This window comes from Mesorhizobium sp. M0028 (genome assembly GCF_040323855.1).
Taxonomy (GTDB): domain Bacteria; phylum Pseudomonadota; class Alphaproteobacteria; order Rhizobiales; family Rhizobiaceae; genus Mesorhizobium.
The window spans coordinates 1-18,243 of the sequence record NZ_JAMYVG010000024.1 but is presented as its reverse complement, the minus strand read 5'-3'; the positions used below and the strand labels follow the sequence as shown (position 1 = coordinate 18,243).

Genomic DNA, 18,243 nt, shown 5'->3' with positions numbered 1-18,243 from the left:
AAACGGGCATGACAACACAAGGAGAAGACCAATGGCATCGATAAGCCGCGTCAAGGAACGGGCCGAAGAGCAAGCCACCAGCATGAATGTCGACCAGCAGGCGACCATTCGCATGTTGGCGAACGATCTGCACAGGCTCAATCAGTCGGTGATGAAGGCGGTCGAGGCCGGCGTCTCGGTCGAACTGGTGCGCTCGGCACGTCACCATGGCGGCGATGGCAACTGGGGCGATCTGCTGATCCCGGTCATCGTCACACAGCGGAGCCACGACTAATGAATTCTACCGCACCGCGCCTTTTTGAACGCATGCTATCGCACCTCGCAGGCTGCGGCTCTGCCTAGTCCGGCAGAGCTGCTAATGCAACGATTTCAATGACAAGATCAGACTGAGCAAGCGCTGCAACTCAATAACTTCCGAGGGCGGCGGGTTGTTGTAGCTGCAGTGCTTCGGGCAGTGCACCGCAAAGAATTCGTCCAAGACGTCCAAGCGGAAATTGGGGGAGCTCAGAACGCCGCCATCGGGAAATGGCCCCTTAACAAAGAAGGTCAGCCGGATGAGATGCTCGAGCGCGCTGCCAAGCTCCTCCAGATCTGATTTGATGTTGGTGAGAACTGCGCGCCACTGTGCTGCCGCGTCGCCAATGGCGCCGCCGCCGCTTTTGCCGATCGGATCGTAGTCCTCGGCCGTCGCGGTATTTCCGGAAAGGTAGACAAACCCCTTTGCGCCGGTAACGACCGTACCCTTTCCCCATGGCATCAACCGGCCGTTTTTAAATTTCTTATGAGTCACGAGTTCCATTGTCATCTCCCGTCGCTCAAAGAGACGTGCTTAGCCAACGAGGAAGGATAGTCCAGCGAGGCGATGCGACAAGCTCGCGACAGACTTGCCTCGCCTTCATCCAACCTGCTTCAATCCGGCTACGGCTGCGAGTTGATGCGTTCGCGCTGCACAGCCAAACTTCGCTGAAGCCTGCCCAGTTGTAATGGCGACTTCTCCTTTCGAGCGGCGGCAAAGAAAAGCACTTAATTTGAATTTTAATGTTTCTTGCGATATTCTCCTGATATGCCATTTCAGCTTGACATGAGCAGCGATCTCACGCCAATTACCTCTCAAGTTTCAACCCTGCATTGAAACACTGAACAACGGCCTGCCCCGCCATGTGCCCAGCGAATCGCGAAATCGAGACTGCAAAGCAGGCGGCGTTCGTTAGCCGGGGCGTGGAGACGCGGATGCTCCCAGATTTCTCGCGGGTGCTGGTGGTCGGAAAATCACCGATCAACCGGGTCGTGGTTTCAAAGATCGTTGAGCGGTCCGGCCTCAAACCGATCTCGGAAACTCCCGAAACCGCGGCAAAGGCCTTGCACGCGCTGATTCCCGGCACTGTCGTTCTCGACGGCGGAGCGGAGAACGGTGACTGCGACGCCTTGCTGTCGGGCATCGATGCGCTGCGAAGGGCGTCAGGCAAATCGCTTCCGTTGGTGATCCTGCTCTCAGTCAAGACCGGCACTCCGGAGACCCTGGGCCTGTCGAGCGTCATCGATGCGGTGGTCGTCAAGCCGATCACCACCGAACGGCTGCAGCCGGTGATCGACCGGCTGGTCGGGCTCGGCCGCAACTGACCTCTATCGCGACGCGTCGACTGCAGGACCTGATCAATCAATCTCGCCGATACGCTCGATCAGGCCCGGCAGTTCACCGAGATTGGCTATCTGGCGAAAGCGCGGTGCTGAGACCGGCGGCTCGACATGCTCCAGCACCCAGGTCAGTTCATGCGGCACGTGGATGCCCCAACTGCCGGCTTCGATTGCCGGCACGACGTCCGATTTGAGCGAGTTGCCGACCATCATGCCCTTTTCCGGGCCATCGCCGTAACGGCTGAAGATCCGGCTATAGGTGGCAGCGCTCTTGTCGCTGACGATTTCGACCGCATGGAACAGCTCGCCCAGTCCGGATTGCGCGAGCTTGCGTTCCTGGTCGAAGAGGTCGCCCTTGGTGATCAGCACCAGGCGGTAGGCGCCGGCCAGCTTTTCCACGGTCTCGCGCGCATAGGGAAGCGGCTCGATCGGATGGCTGAGCATCTCGCGGCCCGCGGCGAGAATTTCGGCAATGGTTGAGGCAGGCACGTGGCCTTCGGTGACCTCGATCGCCGTCTCGATCATTGACAGCGTAAATCCCTTGATGCCGAAGCCGTAGACCGCGAGGTTGCGCTTCTCGACCTCCAGCAATCTTGCCGAAATCCAGTCCTCCTCGGCGTGGTCGGCGAGCAGCGCGGCAAAGCGCTTCTCGGTCATGCGGAAGAACTGTTCGTTCTGCCACAGCGTGTCGTCGGCGTCGAAGCCGATCGTCGTCAGTTTGCGGCTGTGTTGCATTCGGCGTCTTCAATTGCGGCGTTGCGGGACGCCGACCCTAGACCAGGATGTTTTTATCCGGAAGTCGTTGTGTTCCCCCGGTAATCGAGGCGCACGCCAGCCGGCTCCCCTTCCCTTTGGTCGCCGGCAACGGCTATACTCCACAATCTGCAACAAATCTGGTGATTGATGCCGCCTGCAAAAAAGGAAGTCCGTCCGTCGAGCCGCGGAGGACGCGCCCGCACGCCTGCCTTCGTGAAAAACCAACGTGGCGTCAAGAACTGGAAGGAAGTCAGCGCCTGGCTGGAATGGCGCGGCATCGAAGACATCGAATGCATCACGCCCGACCAGGCCGGGGTTGCGCGCGGCAAAATGATGCCGTCGAAGAAGTTCACCTCCAACACCTCGCTTGCCCTGCCTTCGGCGGTGTTCATGACGACGATCTCGGGTGGTTATCCGGAGGACGGCAACGGCTTCCACTATCCGGAGGACGATGGCGACCTCAAGCTGATGCCTGACCTCTCGACGCTGACGGTGGTGCCGTGGGAGGAGGACCCGACGGCGGCGGTCATCTGCGACCTCGTCCACCAGGACGGCCGCTCGGTCGAGTTCACACCGCGCAACGTTCTGAAGCGCGTGCTTGCCGCCTATGACAGACGCGGGCTGAGACCTGTGGTGGCGCCCGAGATCGAGTTCTACCTGGTGCGCAAGAACCCCGATCCGGACTACCCGCTGACCCCGCCAGTCGGGCGCTCCGGACGGCCGATCGGCGGCGGCGCCGGCTATTCGATCGCCGGGGTCAACGAATTCGACGAACTGATCGACGACATCTATCATTTCTCCGAAAGCCAGGGCCTGGAGATCGACACGCTGATCCACGAAGAGGGCGCCGGCCAACTCGAAATCAATCTGCGTCACGGCGATCCGATCGAGCTCGCCGACCAGGTGTTCATGTTCAAGCGAACCATCCGCGAGGCGGCGCTGAAGCACGAGATCTATGCCACGTTCATGGCCAAGCCGATCCAGGGGCAGCCCGGTTCGGCCATGCATATCCATCAGTCAATCATCGACAAGAAGACCGGCAAGAACGTCTTTTCCGCGGAGGACGGCTCGGAGACCGAGGCCTTCTTCCACTTCATCGGCGGCATGCAGAAACATGTGCCGAACGCGCTGGTGATGTTTGCGCCCTACGTCAATTCCTACCGGCGGCTGACGCAGGCGGCCTCGGCGCCGGTCAACAACAAATGGGGCTACGACAACCGCACCACGGCCTTTCGCGTGCCACGCTCCGACCCGGCAGCGCGGCGCGTCGAAAACCGCATTCCTTCCTCCGACGCCAATCCCTATCTGGCGCTGGCCGCATCGCTCGCCTGCGGGCTGATCGGCATGACCAATAAGATCAAGGCCGATCCGCCGGTACTGACGACCGCCAATGAGGATGAGATCGACCTGCCGCGCGGCCTGCTCGAAGCCGTCGACCTGTTCGAGGCCGACGAGGAACTCTGCGCCCTACTCGGCAAATCCTTCGCAGCGACTTATGCGGCGATCAAGCGGGCGGAATTCGAGACCTTCATGGAAGTGATCAGCCCATGGGAGCGGGAGTATTTGCTGCTGAATGTGTAGTAGGAGAGTAGGGCAATATGGCAGTAGGGCAGTTAGGGCAGTAGGGCAGTAGGGCAAGGATGACGGACAAGATCGCATCGTACAGGGATCTGATCGTCTGGCAGCAAGCCATGGACCTAACGGTTGCAATCTCCCAAGTCACAAGGACCTGGCCGAAGGACGAGCTCTACGGGCTGACGGGTCAGGTGCGTCGGGCAGCAACGTCTGTGCCAGCCAACATCGCCGAGGGTTACGGCCGAGAAAGCCGAGCTTCCTACCAGCAGTTTCTCAGGATCCCCCAGGGATCACTCAAGGAACTGGAGACACACCTTCTAATCGCGCAACGGGTTGGAATTACCTCTCGCGAGGCAGTCGAATCATTGATGCCTCACAGCGAGAGCGTAGGAAAGCTCTTGCGGCTTCTCATCCGCAAGCTGTCGGCTGAATAGACACCTACTGCCCTACTGCCCTACTGCCCTACTGCCCTACTGCCCTACTGCCCTACTCCCCTACTCCCCTAGCCGAGCATCATGACTTACCAATCCCCAATCTCCCCCGGCCGCTCCTGGTACGAGGACACGGCCGGACCAAGGCCCGAATATCCGGCGCTCGACGGCGACCGGACATGCGACGTGGTGATCGTCGGCGGCGGCTTTACCGGCCTGTCGGCTGCGGCTCATCTCGCCAAGTCAGGCGCGGATGTCGTGCTTATCGAAACGCATCGTTTCGGTGACGGCGCATCGGGCCGCAATGGCGGCCAGCTCGGCACCGGACAGCGGGCCTGGGCAGAGGAGCTGGAAGCGGAATACGGCTTTTCCTGCGCCAAGGCGCTGTTCGACCTGGCCGAAGAGGCCAAGGCGCATCTCCTCGACTTCGCCGCGGTGCACCAGATCGAGATCGACTATATGCCCGGCCAAATGTCGGTGGCGCACAAAAAGCGCTATGTCGACGACTACAAGGCACATGCCGAGATCATGGCAAGCCGGTTCGGCTATCCGCACATCTCATTCATGGATGCCGCGGAGACAGCCGAGCGGCTCGGCTCGACGCATTATTTCGGCGGCACCCGCGACACGGGCACCGGCCACATCCATCCGCTGAAGCTGGTGATCGGCACCGCAAAAGTCGCGGCACAGGCCGGCGCAAAGCTTTTCGAGCAGACACCGTCGACCGGCATCACCTCCGGCGGCGGCAAAGTGAGGGTGACGACGCCGAAGGGCACGATCATCGCCGGGAAGTGCTTGATCGGGGTCAACGCCTATGGCGGCACGCTCGAGCCGGTGAGTGCTTCGCATATCATGCCGATCGGCTCATTCATCGGCGCAACGGTACCGCTGGGCGCCGATTCCAAAGTGTTGCCGGGTGGCGAGGCGGTCGACGATTCGCGCTTCGTCGTGCGCTATTTCCGCAAATCGAAGGATGGGCGGCTGCTGTTTGGCGGGCGCGAGATCTACGCAGTCAACGATCCCAAGGACATTCACATCCACATCCGCCGGCAGATCGCCGAGATCTATCCGGCACTGAAGGACATTGAGATCACCCATGGCTGGGGCGGCTATGTCGGCATCACCGTACCGAGAAAGCCGTTCGTGCGCGAAGTCATGCCCAATGTGATCTCGGTCGGTGGTTATTCCGGCCACGGCGTCATGCTGTCCAATTTTTTCGGCAAGCTTTATGCCGAGACGGTCGCCGGCAACCGCGACCGGCTGAAGCTGATCGAGGATCTGAAGATTCCGCCTTTCCCCGGCGGCCGGCGTTTCCGCGCGCCACTGCTCTTTCTTGCGCTCAACTGGTACGCGTTGCGGGACAGGATTTAACCAGGCGTTGCAGAATCCTTAACCAGGGCGCAGAATCCCCGCCAAGGGCGCAGTGATGCCACAATCGCGGGCGAAAGATGATGCTCGTGGGCAGCTGAACGGGGAATTTTTGCGGGCCTGCCCGCTTTTGGTTTGGGAACGATGCCGATCGAAATGCCGGCTCTCCGGCATCGGTCGTGAGAACATCGGCCCGCAAATGGAGGTGGCAAGTGTGAGAGAGCCCTTCAGTTTCGGTGCGCCGGAACGACGGCGCCTTGCGATGCAATTCGGTTACGATATGCGGCCGACGTTCTGGCACGGGGTCCGGTCGAACGCGCATCTCGTGATCGCTGCGCTTGGCACGGCAGCACTGCTCGGCGTTGCCGCAGTGGCGCTGTGGCTGGCCTTGCCGGCCAATGAACGACAGGCGGCGGCGAGCCCTGAGCAGACCGTTCCGACCATTCCGGTCAAGACGACGAAGATCATGCCTTCCAAGGTCGCTGCGGCGCCGCGGACGACGGGCAAGGCCGACGCGGTTTCCCCGGCGGTGGCCGCGGCGGAAGCCGACATACCGGCGCTGGCTCCCAACGATCCCCGCTGGACGGGACCAAAGACGGCATCGGCCGCCGCCACAGCAGCATCCGACCAACTGGCAAGCCAGACCGATCAGGCGGCCGATAAATCGTCTGCTTCGGTGGCATTCGCCGATCCGGCAGCGAAACCCGACGCTGCGGCATTGTTTGCCAAGGTGGCGGCTCCCGGCAGCTCGACGAAAAACACAGGGCCCGACGGTGCGCAGACCGCTGCCATCCCCACACCCAAGCCGCAACTGCCGACGCAGTCCGCGAGCGAAGACGACAACAGCACCAAGGCAAAATCCGGAAAAACCAATACTGCCGGTACCGGACGCATCCTGAGATCCGTCACCATGCGCACCGGCCCAAAGAAGAATGCGGCCGCCATTCTCACCGTGCCGGCCAAGACCTCGGTGCAAGTGATGAGTTGCAAGCAGTGGTGCCAGATCGTCTACAACGGCAAGCGCGGCTGGGTCTACAAGAGCTACGTCAAAACCGGGGCGTAGGACAGACAGAGCGATCGCGGCTCGGATCGCTCGCCATCAGCCGCCTGTCGCCGGATGGCCTAGGGGTTCAAATGCAACGGCCGCCGTCGACTTCCAGCGCCACGCCGGTGATGAAAGCTGCTTCATCCGATGCGAGCCAAAGCGCGGCATTGGCCACGTCAAGCGGCGTCGAAAGCCGGCCGAGCGGGATCGATGCGCGGAACTTCTCGCGGATCTCGGGTGTGTCGGCGCCCATGAATTTCTCAAGCATGCCGGTCTCGCCGGCGACCGGGCACAGGCAGTTGACACGGATGTTCTTTGGCGCGAGTTCCACGGCCATCGATTTGGTCGCGGTGATCGCCCAGCCCTTCGATGCGTTGTACCAGGTGAGACCAGGCCGCGGCCTGATACCGGCCGTGGAAGCCGTCGTCAGGATGACGCCGCCGCCTTGCCGCTCCATGGCCGGCACCACGGCAAGTGCTGCGTTGTAGATTGCCTTCATGTTGACTGACGTGATCAGGTCGAAGGTCGCTTCGTCGACTTCCAGCATGTCACCGTTGCGATGGGTGTAACCGGCATTGTTGACCATGATGTCGATGCGACCGAAGACGCTCATTGCAGCATGGACCATGTCGTCGAATTCGGACCGCAGCGAGACGTCGGTCTGGGTCCAGATCGCCTTTTCGCCGATCTCGCCGGCGACGCGCTCTGCGTCCTTGGCGTTCAGATCGGCGACAACGACCCGCGCGCCCTCCTCGGCAAAGCGCCTGGCCATGCCCTCGCCAAAACCCGAGGCAGCGCCGGTGATGATGGCGACCTTGTTTTGGAGGCGCATGCCTTTCTCACTCATCGTTGAAGACGATCGACGACGCGTTTGGCCATGGCCATCGAAAGATGTGTGTCCATTGCCGATTTCTCCTTTGGCTTTCGCCTTGATCCCGCTCTATGCTGCACCTGCGAACGCTCCCGGAAGCATCGCTTGCCGACAAGCCTCCGGCCAGAGCCGGTGTCAAGAGCACACGCGGATGTGACGCAATGACACTGGCAAGTTTAAATCGATTAGATTATATCAGCCGCGTTATCGCGACCGGCGTCAGAGCGGACAGACCATGACCAGCCAGATCATCCCCGTCGACCCTTTCGACTTTATCATTTTCGGCGGCACCGGCGATCTGTCGGAACGCAAGCTTCTGCCGTCACTGTACCACCGGCAGCGCGACCACCAGTTTTCCGAGCCGACGCGCATAATCGGCACATCACGTTCGAAGATGACCGATGAGGAATTCCAGTCTTTCGCCAGGCAGGCGATTGCCGATCATGTGAAACCGGAAGATATCGACGCCACGGAACTGAAAACGTTCCTCGCACGGCTCTCCTATGTCCCGGCCGACGCAACCACAGGTGCCGGCTTCGACAGGCTGAAGAAGGCGATCGGCGACAGCGAACACATCCGCGCTTTCTATCTGGCGGTGGCGCCGGCGCTATTCGGCGACATCTCGCACAAGCTGAAGGAGCACGGGCTGATCACGCCGAATTCGCGGATCGTGCTGGAAAAGCCGATCGGCCGCGATCTCGCTTCGGCGCGCGCGCTCAACGACCTGGTCGGCGACGACTTCCATGAAAGCCAGATTTTCCGCATCGACCACTATCTCGGCAAGGAGACGGTGCAGAATTTGATGGCGCTGCGCTTCGCCAACGCGCTCTACGAGCCGTTGTGGAATTCCGCCAATGTCGATCATGTGCAGATCACCGTGGCCGAGACGGTCGGCCTGGAAGACCGCGTCACCTATTACGACAAGGCTGGCGCGTTGCGCGACATGGTACAGAACCACATGCTGCAGCTGCTCTGCCTCGTCGCCATGGAGGCGCCGTCGTCGATGGACGCCGATGCCGTCCGTGACGAAAAACTGAAAGTGCTGCGGGCGCTGAAACGCATCAACGGCAACGAAGCGCCCAAGCACACGGTGCGTGGGCAATACCGTGCCGGCGCCTCGGCCGGCGGGCCGGTGAAGGGCTATGTCGAGGAACTCGGCAAGAACAGCAACACCGAGACCTTCGTTGCGCTCAAGGCCGAGATCGGCAACTGGCGCTGGGCCAGCGTGCCGTTCTACCTCCGCACCGGCAAGCGGCTGGCGACCCGCGTTTCGGAGATCGTTATCGAATTCAAGCCAATCCCGCATTCGATCTTCGGCGAGAGCGCCGGGCCGGTCTCCGCCAACCAACTGGTCATCAGGCTGCAGCCCGACGAAGGCGTCAAGCAGTTCATCATGATCAAGGATCCGGGCCCGGGCGGCATGCGGCTGCGCCAGATCCCGCTCGACATGAGTTTTGCGCAATCCTTCGACGGCCGCGCGCCCGATGCCTATGAGCGGCTGATCATGGACGTCATCCGTGGCAACCAGACGCTGTTCATGCGCCGCGACGAGGTCGAGGCTGCGTGGAAATGGATCGACCCGATCCAGGACGCCTGGGAAAGCGGAAGGCAAGAGGCGCAAGGCTACACCGCAGGCACATGGGGCCCCTCGGCCTCGATTGCGCTGATCGAACGCGATGGGCGGACATGGCACGAGAGCAATTAGGCGGCGCCTACAACTGGCACGAATTTGCCGGACGCCAGGAGTTGGCGACAGCGCTTGCCGGCCACGTCGCCGGCCGCCTGTCAAAGGCGATCGCCGAGCGCGGCACGGCACTGCTTGCAGTCTCGGGCGGCACGACGCCGGCGAAATTCTTCGCGGCGCTTTCGACCGTTCCTATCGCCTGGGAAAAGGTGACGATAACATTGGTCGACGAGCGCTTCGTGCCGCCCTCGTCGCCGCGCTCCAATGCCGGTCTGGTTGCCGCCAACCTGCTGCAGAACGCGGCCGCCGCCGCGAATTTCGTGCCGCTCTACCACGCTGCGGCAACTATCGCGGGCGCAGCGGTCTCCGACAGTGAGGCGCTGCAAGTGCTGCCCTGGCCCCTCGATGTTGTTGTGCTCGGCATGGGAACTGATGGCCACACCGCCTCGTTCTTTCCGGATGCCGACAACCTGGCAAGATTGCTCGATCCGTCGTCGCAAAGGATCGTGCTTCCGGTTCACGCGGCAAGCGCCGGCGAGCCGCGGCTGACGCTGTCACTGGCGCGGATCATCAATGCCGGCTTCATCGCGCTGCATATCGAGGGCGCGGAAAAACGCACCGCATTCGAGGCCGCGCTTGGAGTTGGAACACGAAAGCCCATTCGCGCCGTGCTCGATGCAACTCAAAAGCCCGTAGAGGTTTTCTGGGCACCCTGATCTCAACTTGGCTGCAGGTCCCGGCAACAGCCGGAAGGTGTTTGCGGGACCTCGCCTGAAAGGACCGACCGCCATGACCGCAAGACGCGACATCGAAGCCATCACCCAGCGCATCCGTGAGCGCTCCAGGCCCGGTCGCGAGGCTTATCTCGGCCGCATCGCCGAAGCCTCGAACCGCACCGCCAACCGGGCCGTGCTGTCCTGCGGCAACCTGGCCCATGGCTTTGCCGTGTGCAGTCCTTCCGAAAAGGTGGCGCTTGGCGGCGACCGGGTGCCGAACCTCGGCATTATCACCTCCTATAACGACATGCTGTCGGCGCATCAGCCTTTCGAGACGTTTCCGGCACTGATCAAGGACGCGGCCCGCGAGGCCGGCGGCATCGCCCAGGTGGCCGGCGGCGTGCCCGCGATGTGCGACGGCGTAACCCAGGGCCAGCCCGGAATGGAGCTGTCGCTGTTCTCGCGCGACGTGATCGCCATGGCCGCGGCGATCGGCCTGTCGCACAACATGTTCGATGCCGCCGTCTATCTCGGCGTCTGCGACAAGATCGTGCCGGGGCTGGTGATCGCGGCGCTGACCTTCGGTCATCTGCCGGCGGTCTTCATCCCGGCCGGGCCGATGACGACCGGCATTCCGAACGACGAAAAGGCCAAGATCCGCCAGCTCTATGCCGAGGGCAAGGCGGGGCGGGCCGAACTGCTCGAAGCCGAATCCAAATCCTATCACGGGCCGGGAACCTGCACTTTCTACGGCACCGCCAATTCCAACCAGATGCTGATGGAGATCATGGGCCTGCACACGCCTGGCGCCTCGTTCGTCAATCCGGGCACGCCGCTGCGCGACGCGCTGACCAGGGAAGCGACCAAGCGGGCGCTGGCGATCACAGCGCTCGGCAACGCCTACACGCCAGCCGGGCGGATGATCGATGAGCGCTCGATCGTCAACGGTATCGTCGGCCTGCACGCCACCGGCGGTTCGACCAACCACACCATCCATTTGATCGCCATGGCGGCGGCGGCCGGCATCGCCATTACCTGGCAGGATATTTCCGACATCTCGGAAGCGGTGCCGCTGCTGGCGCGGGTCTATCCGAACGGCCTTGCCGATGTGAACCACTTCCACGCCGCCGGCGGGCTCGGCTTCCTGATCCGCGAACTGCTCGACGCAGGCATTTTACATGAGGATGTGCAGACGGTGTGGGGCGAAGGGCTGCGCCCCTACGCGGTCGAGGCCAAGCTCGGCGCCGATGGCGGCGTCGTGCGCGAGGCCTCGCCGCGCCAGAGCGGCGACGAGAAGGTGCTGGCGCCGTTCAAGAAGGCGTTCCAGCCGAGCGGCGGGCTGAAAGTGCTTTCAGGCAATCTCGGCCACGCCGTCATCAAGACATCGGCGGTCAAGCCGGAGCGGCGCATCATCGAGGCACCGGCCAAGGTGTTCGACAGCCAGCAAGGGCTGAACGAGGCGTTCAAGGCGGGGTCGCTGACCGGCGACTTCATCGCCGTCATTCGGTTCCAGGGCCCGAAGGCCAACGGCATGCCGGAATTGCACCGGCTGACCACCGTGCTCGGCATCCTGCAGGACCGCGGCCAGCATGTGGCGCTGGTTACCGACGGGCGCATGTCGGGTGCCTCCGGCAAGGTGCCGGCGGCGATCCACGTGACGCCGGAAGCGGCGGAGGACGGGCCGATCGCCAGGATTCATGACGGCGATATTATCAGGCTCGACGCCGAGGCCGGAACGCTCGAGGTGCTGGTGCCGGCCGGCGATTTCGCACTGCGCCGGCCCGCGGACAGCGACCTCATAGGCAATGAATTCGGCTTCGGCCGGGAGCTCTTCGCCGGGTTCCGGCAGATGGTGGGCCGCGCCGACCATGGCGCGAGCGCCTTCGGCGTGGCGTGACTTTTTCGGCCATGAGGAAGAGCGGCTGGTGGCCGCTCTCCCTTGGATCTATTGAACCGTCAGCTCGGCTCGCGCGCCGGCCCTGACCGTTACCGCGCCTTCCTTCGAGCTGCTGTCCGACTTCTCCGAAACCACCGCGTAGTCGCCAACCGACAAGGTGGCCTGATACTTCTGGTCATAGGCGTAGCCGACCGACTTGCGGGTTCCATCGATGTTCTTCTTGGCCTCGAATATCTCGATCTTCGAGGCCCCTGGCGCGGTGATCGCCAGCACGCCGGCGTTCATGGCGATCTTCAGATCCTGATGTTCGCCAATTTTGACACTGAACGGCTGCTCGGCCACCGCGAGATCGACGGTCGCGACCATTACATAATCGTCGGGCGGCAGATCGAACTTGCTGTCGGGGCCGTAGGCATAGGTCACCTCCTGCCTGGTCCCGCCGATGTCCTTTTTCGCCTGGAACACCTTGAAGCCGACGCCAGAACCCTCGGCCTTGTCGCCACCGGCAGCATAGTAGGCGTTGGCGACGACATGCCCGACGCCGACGATGATATCCTTGTCGATGACCCTGCCGGCGGCAAGCGGGACCGTCTCGGTAACCACGCCCTGGCCGATCGTGACGGTCACCTTCTCGTCGCCGGCCGGCAGCACGACTTTCGTGTCGCCATAGTAGGTCGGCAGGGTGTCGACGCCTGGATAGGCGATCACGACCGCCGCGCCGCCGTCAACGTCCGCCCCTTCGCTTGGCCGCGGGTGGATAACCAGCGTGCCGGCATTCAACGTGAAGAGCGGCTTGGCGACCTGGCCAGGCTCGATCTTGATCTTCTGTTCGGCTTTGGCCTCGCCGGCGCGCGCGACGACGATATAGTCGCCCGCCTCCAGATTGCCCTTGTAGGCACCGTACTCGGTGGCGACGGGATCGCCGCGCGTGCCGTCGGAATTCGCCTTATAGATCTCCCAGGCATTGCCGTCGGTGACGGGATCGCCACCTTCGGCAAGCACGACGGTGGGCACGAAATTGGACTCCGCCGGCTGGGCAGGCGCCGGCTGGGGAGCAGGCTCCGGGGCGGCAGCCGGTTCAGGAGCGGATGGCGGCGGCGCAACGGTCTCGACGAGGGCGTCCTGCAATGCCTTTTCATCCGATGCTTCGATATATTTGCCGCCGGTGTTATCGGCCAGGCAGGCGACCTGCTTGCCTTCGGCAGCCGTCAGGCCAAAGCCGACGACATCGACGGTGAAGTCGATGCCGGCAGCCTCAAGCTCCTTGCCGAGCGCACAGGGATCGCCGCTGCATGTCTCGATGCCATCGGTGATGAGAACGACCGTCGCCTTGTCCTCGGTGTATTTCAATGCTTCCGCCGCTTGCTTGACAGCGGCGGTCAGCGGCGTCTTGCCCTGAAATTTCAAGCTGTCGGCCGCGGCTGAGATCGCACTTGCCGAGCCTGCCTGCGGCGGCACGATGAGTTCGATGTCGTCGCAACTGGCCTTGTCGCGATGGCCATAGGCCATGAGGCCGATTTCCTCATCGGCCGGGACCGATTGCAGCACGTTCCGCAGCGATTGACGGGCGATTTCGAGCTTGGGCTTGCCGTCGATCTGCGCCCACATCGAGCCGGAGGCATCGAGAATGACGATGACGCGATCGGCGGCGAAACCGAACCCCGTCGTCCAGAGCAACAGGGCCGCCGCAGCGACGCTCCGCACAAATCCCGCCATCAAAAATCTCCCCCGTCAGTCGCCGCCGCTCGGCGCCGGAACGCTATTTGACGCCGCGTCGCGACACAAGCCCGGACGGAGTACGAAGCTGCGTCGCCTCTCTGCCAAACCCTCAATAGGTCGTGCGGCGTTCCTCGGAAGGCGGCCGGCCGAATTGCAGCCGGTAGCTCTGGGCAAAATAGGAATGCGAGGTGAAGCCGGTGGCGATTGCCACGTCGAGGATCGGCATGTTGGTCTGGCGCAGCAATTCGCGCGCCCGCTCGAGCCTGAGCCGCATGTAATAGCGCCCGGGCGTCACACTGAGATGGCGCAGGAACAGGCGCTCGACCTGGCGCACCGACAGGCCCGCCGACTTGGCGAGCTGCACCGCCGACAGCGGCTCGTCGAGATGGTCGGCCATCAGCTCGACGATGCGGCGCAGCTTCTCCGACTTGCCGGTCAGGTCGCGTTCCGGGCCGACGCGCTGGCGGTCCCCGGCCGAGCGGATGCGCTCATGCTGGAACTGGTTGGCGACGCCATTGGCGAGACTCGAGCCGAAATCGCCGCGCACGATTTCCAGCATCAGGTCGATCGAGGTGGTGCCGCCGGCGCAGGTGTAGCGCTTGCGGTCGATCTCGAAGACGTTGCCGGTGCAGTTGATGTCCGGAAAGCGTTCGAGGAACCCGGCGCGGTTTTCCCAATGGATGGTGCAGCGATAGCCATCGAGCTGGCCTGCTTCGGCAAGCAAATAGGAGCCGACCGAAAGCGCGCCGAGCGCATTGCCGCGCCGGCCCCAGCTGCGCAGCGCCGCCAGCACCTTGCTCTTGCCGGGAAATTCCGTCGTCAGCCCGACCGAGACGAAAAGGATATCGACCGGCGGCAGATCGACAACGGCGTAGTCGATCTTGAGCGGCAGGCCGTTGGAAGCCATGACGGCATCGCCGTCGGCCGACACCGTCGTCCAGCCATAGAAATCGCGGCCGAGCAGCCGGTTCGCCGACCGGAACGTGTCGATTGCCGCGGCCAGCGAGAACATGGAGAACTTGTCGACCAGCAGAAACCCGAACTGCCGGCCGCCCTGAACGGGATCATTGGTGACCGGCCGTTCTAAGGGAACAGTGAGGTTCGGCAAGGACGCTGCTCTCTGGTCAGAAGGAAGGCCGTTTCAACCCGGCTGCGAGGTAGGCGGAAGCTAGCGTGTTGGCCATCAGCATGGCAATGGTCATCGGCCCGACGCCGCCAGGCACCGGCGTGATGGCGCCGGCCGCCTTCGCTGCTTCGGCAAAGGCGACATCGCCGACGAGGCGGGTCTTGCCTTCGCCCTTTTCAGGTGCGGCGATACGGTTGATGCCGACGTCGATGACGGTGGCGCCAGGCTTGACCCAGTCGCCGCGGACCATTTCAGGCCGGCCGACGGCTGCGACCAGAATATCGGCGGTGCGGGCAAGCGCCGGCAGGTCCCTGGTGCGGCTGTGTGCGATGGTGACCGTGCAGTTGGCGGCAAGCAGTAGATTCGCCATCGGTTTGCCGACGATGTTCGAGCGCCCGACGACGACCGCATTGAGGCCGGACAGATCCTTGCCGCGCACCCGTTCGATCAGCAGCATCGAGCCGGCCGGCGTGCAAGGCACGAAGGCGGTCTCGAGCTCGCCGGTGCCGAGCTTGCCGACATTGATGAAGTGGAAGCCGTCGACATCCTTCTCCGGCGCGATGGTCTGGATGACTTTGCCGGCATCGATATGGCCGGGAAGCGGAAGCTGCACCAGGATGCCGTTGATGGCCGGATCGGCGTTGAGCTGGCCGATGATCTTCAACAGGTCCGGCTCGGAGGTCTCGGCCGGCAGCGTGTGCTGAACCGAATGGAAGCCGCATTCCTTGGCGGTGCGGGATTTGGAGGCGACATAGACCTGGCTCGCCGGATCCTCGCCGACGATGACCACCGCGAGGCCGGGCTGCCGTCCGCCCTTTTCCGCCAGTTCGGCGACCAGGGCCTTGACCCGCCGCACCACGTCTTCGGCGACGCTTTTTCCGTCAATCAACTCAGCCATGAACCACCCTCGACGCCGATCGCCTAAGCCTGCCGCGTTAAAGCATCCCGCGGCGTACTCCAGATACCTTTTATGCATGTCGTTGCCCAGAACCATGCGCAGCCGGGCGGACATGCAGCGCGGCATTTTCACGAAAATCGAGCCGGGCAATCCCGTCAATGCGCCGTCCCATGCCGCTAACTCGAAACCGGCATGTTTTATTCGACGCTTAGAAATAGCGGCGCGTGCGGTTTTCGGTGAGCTCGCGAACCGCTTCGCGGAATTCACGCAGGCTGGCACGGATTTCCTCGATCTGGCTTTGCTGATCGGCGGCTTCCGAAACCTGATTTGCCTCCTTCGACCAGGCCTGAGTATAGGCCGAATGCTGCGGCGTGGGTTGCTGCGGATAAGGTGGCTGTCCGGCATAGAGCGGCTGTAGATCGAAGGCAGGCGGCATCGCTGCGCCGGAATTTGTCGCGGCGGAAGTCTCGCCGGACGCCATCTCCTCCGGCGCTCTGCCGGGCATGAGCCTGCGCAGCGCCGACAACACGGTACCGATCGGACCCCGACGCGCTGCCCGGTACGCTTTGTCCTCAGCGGGACCGGCATCGCGGCCGCCAACGGAGCCAGCGGGGTCGAACAATACATCGGCAGCTGCAGGCTCTTCCGTCAGTATGGTGGCGGCCTCCGGCCCATCAGGATGGAGCTGGCTTGTGCCGGCGGCTGCCAACAGGATCGGACTGGCACGCGCCTCGCGGCGCGACCGGGCGAGACGATGCCGTGTGGCGGCATCCTCGCGCCATGACGCGCCTGCACGGTCCTCTAGCGAAACCAGCGATGCTTCGTCCTCGTCGCGCACTGCCTCGACGAGCGACAGCAAGGACAGCTCGTTCCTCCGGTGTTGACGATTATCCCTGTAAGCCATGGTTCCTGGAGCTTTCCCCTAGGGCTGGGACGTAGCGACCGTCCACTGGTTAAGCGATGCTAAACAGGCATAGGAAATAAAAGGTTAATTTGGTCGGCTGAGAGACCTCGTTTCCCGCCTTAAGACAATGCCATCGAGTTCGTCGCCCGCGATTGGTCGATCACTCGAAAAATGGCGGGATGTCGGTTAGGGTTGGAGGCAGACGTTCCATTGTTCATGAAGTCGCCATCTTGAACACCGTCAGAATTCGGGGGAGGCTATCCGTATGATAACGCCAGACACTCCGTTTGCGCTGATGCTGGAGATGCACGCTGTGCTCTTCGGAGTTCCGGTGCTTAGTCTGCTGGCAGGGACCGCAATCCTTGCTTTGATACGCCCATGGCGCTTTCTTCAGGGGCCGTGGCGACTTGCAAGATGGCTATGGGAGTCGGCGTCGTTGCCGTGGCAGTTGTGCTTGGTTGGGGAGGATTTCTTGTCGGCTTTGGTGCGCTGTTGGAGAATCCAGGCTATCGCTCCCACCTCGTCTGCAATCCCTGTTTTTAGTCTGGGATGGGCCGAACCTGGCCGTCCAGAGTGATCGGGTCAGGACTGACCGAGCCCGATCAGGCGGCGAAAGCGGCGACATAACCCGGCCCCTGATAAGGTCCGAGAGGGGCTTCCCCGTCCGCCCATGAACGTCTATGGCAAAGCCAACCTTTCGAATGGAGAGCTTCGATGACGATCAGGCTTGTTCTCGCCGGTTGCGGCAATATGGGCTACGCCATGCTCTCGGGCTGGCTGAAAGCCGGCAAGCTCGCTCCGGCTGCGGTGTTCGTGGTCGAGCCCAATGCCGAGTTGCGCAAGCGTGCCGAAGCACTGGGCTGCGCTGCTGCCGCGGATGCCGGCGTCATCCCGGCGGACGCCGTGCCGGCCCTCGTCGTCCTTGCGGTCAAGCCACAGGTGATCCGCGACGTGACGGCTGGCTACATCCGCTTCAACGATGGCCGAACCACTTTCCTCAGCATCGCCGCCGGGACGCCGGTCGCCACGTTCGAAGGCATTCTCGGCGACCGCGCGCCGATCGTGCGCTGCATGCCCAACACGCCGGCGGCTATCGGCAAGGGCATGATGGTGGTGTTTTCCAACAGGCTGGTTTCCGAGGACACCAAACACCTTGTCGCCGATCTGCTTTCGGCGAGCGGGCAAGTGGCCGACATTGACGACGAGGGCCTGATGGACGCGGTGACGGCAGTCTCCGGATCCGGTCCAGCCTATATCTTCCATTTCATCGAAGCGCTGACGGTGGCCGCCGAGAAGGCTGGCCTGCCGGCCGGGACTGCCAAGCTCTTGGCAATGCAGACGGTCTACGGCGCCGCATCGCTGGCCGCCGAAAGCGGCGAGGAGCCCGGCGTGCTCAGGCAGCAGGTGACCAGCCCCAACGGCACCACGGCTGCGGCCCTTGCAGTACTGATGGGCGAGGACCGGCTGACACGCCTGCTCACCGAGGCGGTGGAAGCGGCGCGGCTGCGGTCGGTAGAGCTGGGGAAGTAACAGCTGTCGAGGCGTGGGTCGGCCGTGCGTTTCAGGGGCAATAGCAAACGCTCTGTAGCGATCCTTCGCGCCCCCCTCTGTCCTGCCG

Annotated in this window: 17 protein-coding genes; 10 read left to right on the top strand and 7 right to left on the bottom strand. The window is 62.9% G+C overall.

Annotated features, from left to right (window positions below):
- The first annotated feature begins 31 nt into the window (after window positions 1-31).
- Entirely contained in the window at window positions 32-274 is a 243-nt protein-coding gene (locus tag NKJ93_RS28775) for an SMc00767 family acetate metabolism repressor (protein ID WP_023719402.1), read from the top strand.
- A gap of 81 nt (window positions 275-355) precedes the next feature.
- On the opposite strand, the gene NKJ93_RS28770 is transcribed toward NKJ93_RS28775, so the two are convergent.
- Window positions 356-799: a Rid family hydrolase gene (locus NKJ93_RS28770; RefSeq protein ID WP_352592540.1), complete on the bottom strand. Its 444-nt coding sequence runs from the start codon at window positions 797-799 to the stop codon at window positions 356-358.
- Window positions 800-1,230: 431 nt separating this feature from the next.
- On the opposite strand from NKJ93_RS28770, the gene NKJ93_RS28765 reads away from it, so the two are divergent.
- Window positions 1,231-1,620 carry an ANTAR domain-containing protein gene (locus tag NKJ93_RS28765; RefSeq protein ID WP_156948085.1) on the top strand — a complete coding sequence of 130 codons (390 nt, stop codon included), beginning with the start codon at window positions 1,231-1,233 and terminating at the stop codon, window positions 1,618-1,620.
- Window positions 1,621-1,653: 33 nt separating this feature from the next.
- On the opposite strand, the gene NKJ93_RS28760 is transcribed toward NKJ93_RS28765, so the two are convergent.
- A complete protein-coding gene (locus NKJ93_RS28760; RefSeq protein ID WP_352493833.1) occupies window positions 1,654-2,370 on the bottom strand; it encodes an HAD family hydrolase in 717 nt (238 codons plus the stop codon).
- Between the two features lie 168 nt (window positions 2,371-2,538).
- Here NKJ93_RS28760 and NKJ93_RS28755 point away from each other — a divergent pair, with 168 nt between their 5' ends.
- The 4 genes from NKJ93_RS28755 (at window position 2,539) to NKJ93_RS28740 (ending at window position 6,828) form a co-directional block, all read left to right on the top strand.
- Window positions 2,539-3,972, top strand: a complete 1,434-nt coding sequence (locus NKJ93_RS28755) for a glutamine synthetase family protein (RefSeq protein ID WP_023719406.1) — start codon at window positions 2,539-2,541, stop codon at window positions 3,970-3,972.
- 59 nt (window positions 3,973-4,031) lie between these two features.
- Entirely contained in the window at window positions 4,032-4,400 is a 369-nt protein-coding gene (locus tag NKJ93_RS28750; protein ID WP_352493831.1) for a four helix bundle protein, read from the top strand.
- Window positions 4,401-4,481: 81 nt separating this feature from the next.
- Window positions 4,482-5,768: an NAD(P)/FAD-dependent oxidoreductase gene (locus NKJ93_RS28745; protein WP_352493830.1), complete on the top strand. Its 1,287-nt coding sequence runs from the start codon at window positions 4,482-4,484 to the stop codon at window positions 5,766-5,768.
- 259 nt (window positions 5,769-6,027) lie between these two features.
- Window positions 6,028-6,828, top strand: a complete 801-nt coding sequence (locus NKJ93_RS28740) for an SH3 domain-containing protein (protein ID WP_245278604.1) — start codon at window positions 6,028-6,030, stop codon at window positions 6,826-6,828.
- Between the two features lie 67 nt (window positions 6,829-6,895).
- Here NKJ93_RS28740 and NKJ93_RS28735 read toward each other — a convergent pair whose 3' ends face one another.
- Window positions 6,896-7,642 carry an SDR family oxidoreductase gene (locus tag NKJ93_RS28735; protein ID WP_352493829.1) on the bottom strand — a complete coding sequence of 249 codons (747 nt, stop codon included), beginning with the start codon at window positions 7,640-7,642 and terminating at the stop codon, window positions 6,896-6,898.
- Between the two features lie 274 nt (window positions 7,643-7,916).
- On the opposite strand from NKJ93_RS28735, the gene zwf reads away from it, so the two are divergent.
- The 3 genes from zwf (at window position 7,917) to edd (ending at window position 11,978) form a co-directional block, all read left to right on the top strand.
- Window positions 7,917-9,386, top strand: a complete 1,470-nt coding sequence (gene zwf / locus NKJ93_RS28730) for a glucose-6-phosphate dehydrogenase (protein ID WP_023719411.1) — start codon at window positions 7,917-7,919, stop codon at window positions 9,384-9,386.
- Window positions 9,368-10,081, top strand: a complete 714-nt coding sequence (pgl, locus tag NKJ93_RS28725) for a 6-phosphogluconolactonase (protein WP_352482394.1) — start codon at window positions 9,368-9,370, stop codon at window positions 10,079-10,081. Before zwf ends, pgl begins: the two co-directional genes overlap by 19 nt.
- A gap of 73 nt (window positions 10,082-10,154) precedes the next feature.
- Window positions 10,155-11,978, top strand: a complete 1,824-nt coding sequence (gene edd, locus NKJ93_RS28720; protein WP_352482395.1) for a phosphogluconate dehydratase — start codon at window positions 10,155-10,157, stop codon at window positions 11,976-11,978.
- A gap of 48 nt (window positions 11,979-12,026) precedes the next feature.
- Here the strand turns inward: edd and NKJ93_RS28715 are convergent, their stop codons facing one another.
- From NKJ93_RS28715 to NKJ93_RS28700, 4 genes are all read right to left on the bottom strand, one after another.
- Window positions 12,027-13,694, bottom strand: a complete 1,668-nt coding sequence (locus tag NKJ93_RS28715) for a vWA domain-containing protein (RefSeq protein WP_352493827.1) — start codon at window positions 13,692-13,694, stop codon at window positions 12,027-12,029.
- Window positions 13,695-13,806: 112 nt separating this feature from the next.
- Window positions 13,807-14,805, bottom strand: coding sequence for a GlxA family transcriptional regulator (locus NKJ93_RS28710; RefSeq protein ID WP_023719415.1), 999 nt, complete (start codon window positions 14,803-14,805; stop codon window positions 13,807-13,809).
- A gap of 16 nt (window positions 14,806-14,821) precedes the next feature.
- Window positions 14,822-15,721, bottom strand: a complete 900-nt coding sequence (gene folD, locus NKJ93_RS28705; protein ID WP_352592537.1) for a bifunctional methylenetetrahydrofolate dehydrogenase/methenyltetrahydrofolate cyclohydrolase FolD — start codon at window positions 15,719-15,721, stop codon at window positions 14,822-14,824.
- Window positions 15,722-15,929: 208 nt separating this feature from the next.
- Window positions 15,930-16,580, bottom strand: coding sequence for a hypothetical protein (locus NKJ93_RS28700; RefSeq protein ID WP_352592534.1), 651 nt, complete (start codon window positions 16,578-16,580; stop codon window positions 15,930-15,932).
- Between the two features lie 759 nt (window positions 16,581-17,339).
- Between NKJ93_RS28700 and proC the strand changes: the two genes are divergently transcribed.
- The gene (proC, locus tag NKJ93_RS28695) at window positions 17,340-18,155 is read left to right on the top strand and encodes a pyrroline-5-carboxylate reductase (protein WP_352592533.1); all 816 of its coding nucleotides are present in this window, start codon (window positions 17,340-17,342) and stop codon (window positions 18,153-18,155) included.
- Window positions 18,156-18,243: the final 88 nt, after the last annotated feature.

Coding starts and splice junctions, on each gene's coding strand:
- NKJ93_RS28760 (WP_352493833.1), bottom strand. CDS start 2,370: ATGCAACACAGCCGCAAACTGACGACGATCGGCTTCGACGCCGACGAC.
- NKJ93_RS28755 (WP_023719406.1), top strand. CDS start 2,539: ATGCCGCCTGCAAAAAAGGAAGTCCGTCCGTCGAGCCGCGGAGGACGC.
- NKJ93_RS28740 (WP_245278604.1), top strand. CDS start 6,028: ATGCAATTCGGTTACGATATGCGGCCGACGTTCTGGCACGGGGTCCGG.
- NKJ93_RS28715 (WP_352493827.1), bottom strand. CDS start 13,694: ATGGCGGGATTTGTGCGGAGCGTCGCTGCGGCGGCCCTGTTGCTCTGG.
- proC (WP_352592533.1), top strand. CDS start 17,340: ATGACGATCAGGCTTGTTCTCGCCGGTTGCGGCAATATGGGCTACGCC.
- NKJ93_RS28735 (WP_352493829.1), bottom strand. CDS start 7,642: ATGCGCCTCCAAAACAAGGTCGCCATCATCACCGGCGCTGCCTCGGGT.
- NKJ93_RS28775 (WP_023719402.1), top strand. CDS start 32: ATGGCATCGATAAGCCGCGTCAAGGAACGGGCCGAAGAGCAAGCCACC.
- edd (WP_352482395.1), top strand. CDS start 10,155: ATGACCGCAAGACGCGACATCGAAGCCATCACCCAGCGCATCCGTGAG.
- NKJ93_RS28745 (WP_352493830.1), top strand. CDS start 4,482: ATGACTTACCAATCCCCAATCTCCCCCGGCCGCTCCTGGTACGAGGAC.
- pgl (WP_352482394.1), top strand. CDS start 9,368: ATGGCACGAGAGCAATTAGGCGGCGCCTACAACTGGCACGAATTTGCC.
- NKJ93_RS28750 (WP_352493831.1), top strand. CDS start 4,032: ATGACGGACAAGATCGCATCGTACAGGGATCTGATCGTCTGGCAGCAA.
- zwf (WP_023719411.1), top strand. CDS start 7,917: ATGACCAGCCAGATCATCCCCGTCGACCCTTTCGACTTTATCATTTTC.
- NKJ93_RS28770 (WP_352592540.1), bottom strand. CDS start 799: ATGGAACTCGTGACTCATAAGAAATTTAAAAACGGCCGGTTGATGCCA.
- folD (WP_352592537.1), bottom strand. CDS start 15,721: ATGGCTGAGTTGATTGACGGAAAAAGCGTCGCCGAAGACGTGGTGCGG.
- NKJ93_RS28765 (WP_156948085.1), top strand. CDS start 1,231: ATGCTCCCAGATTTCTCGCGGGTGCTGGTGGTCGGAAAATCACCGATC.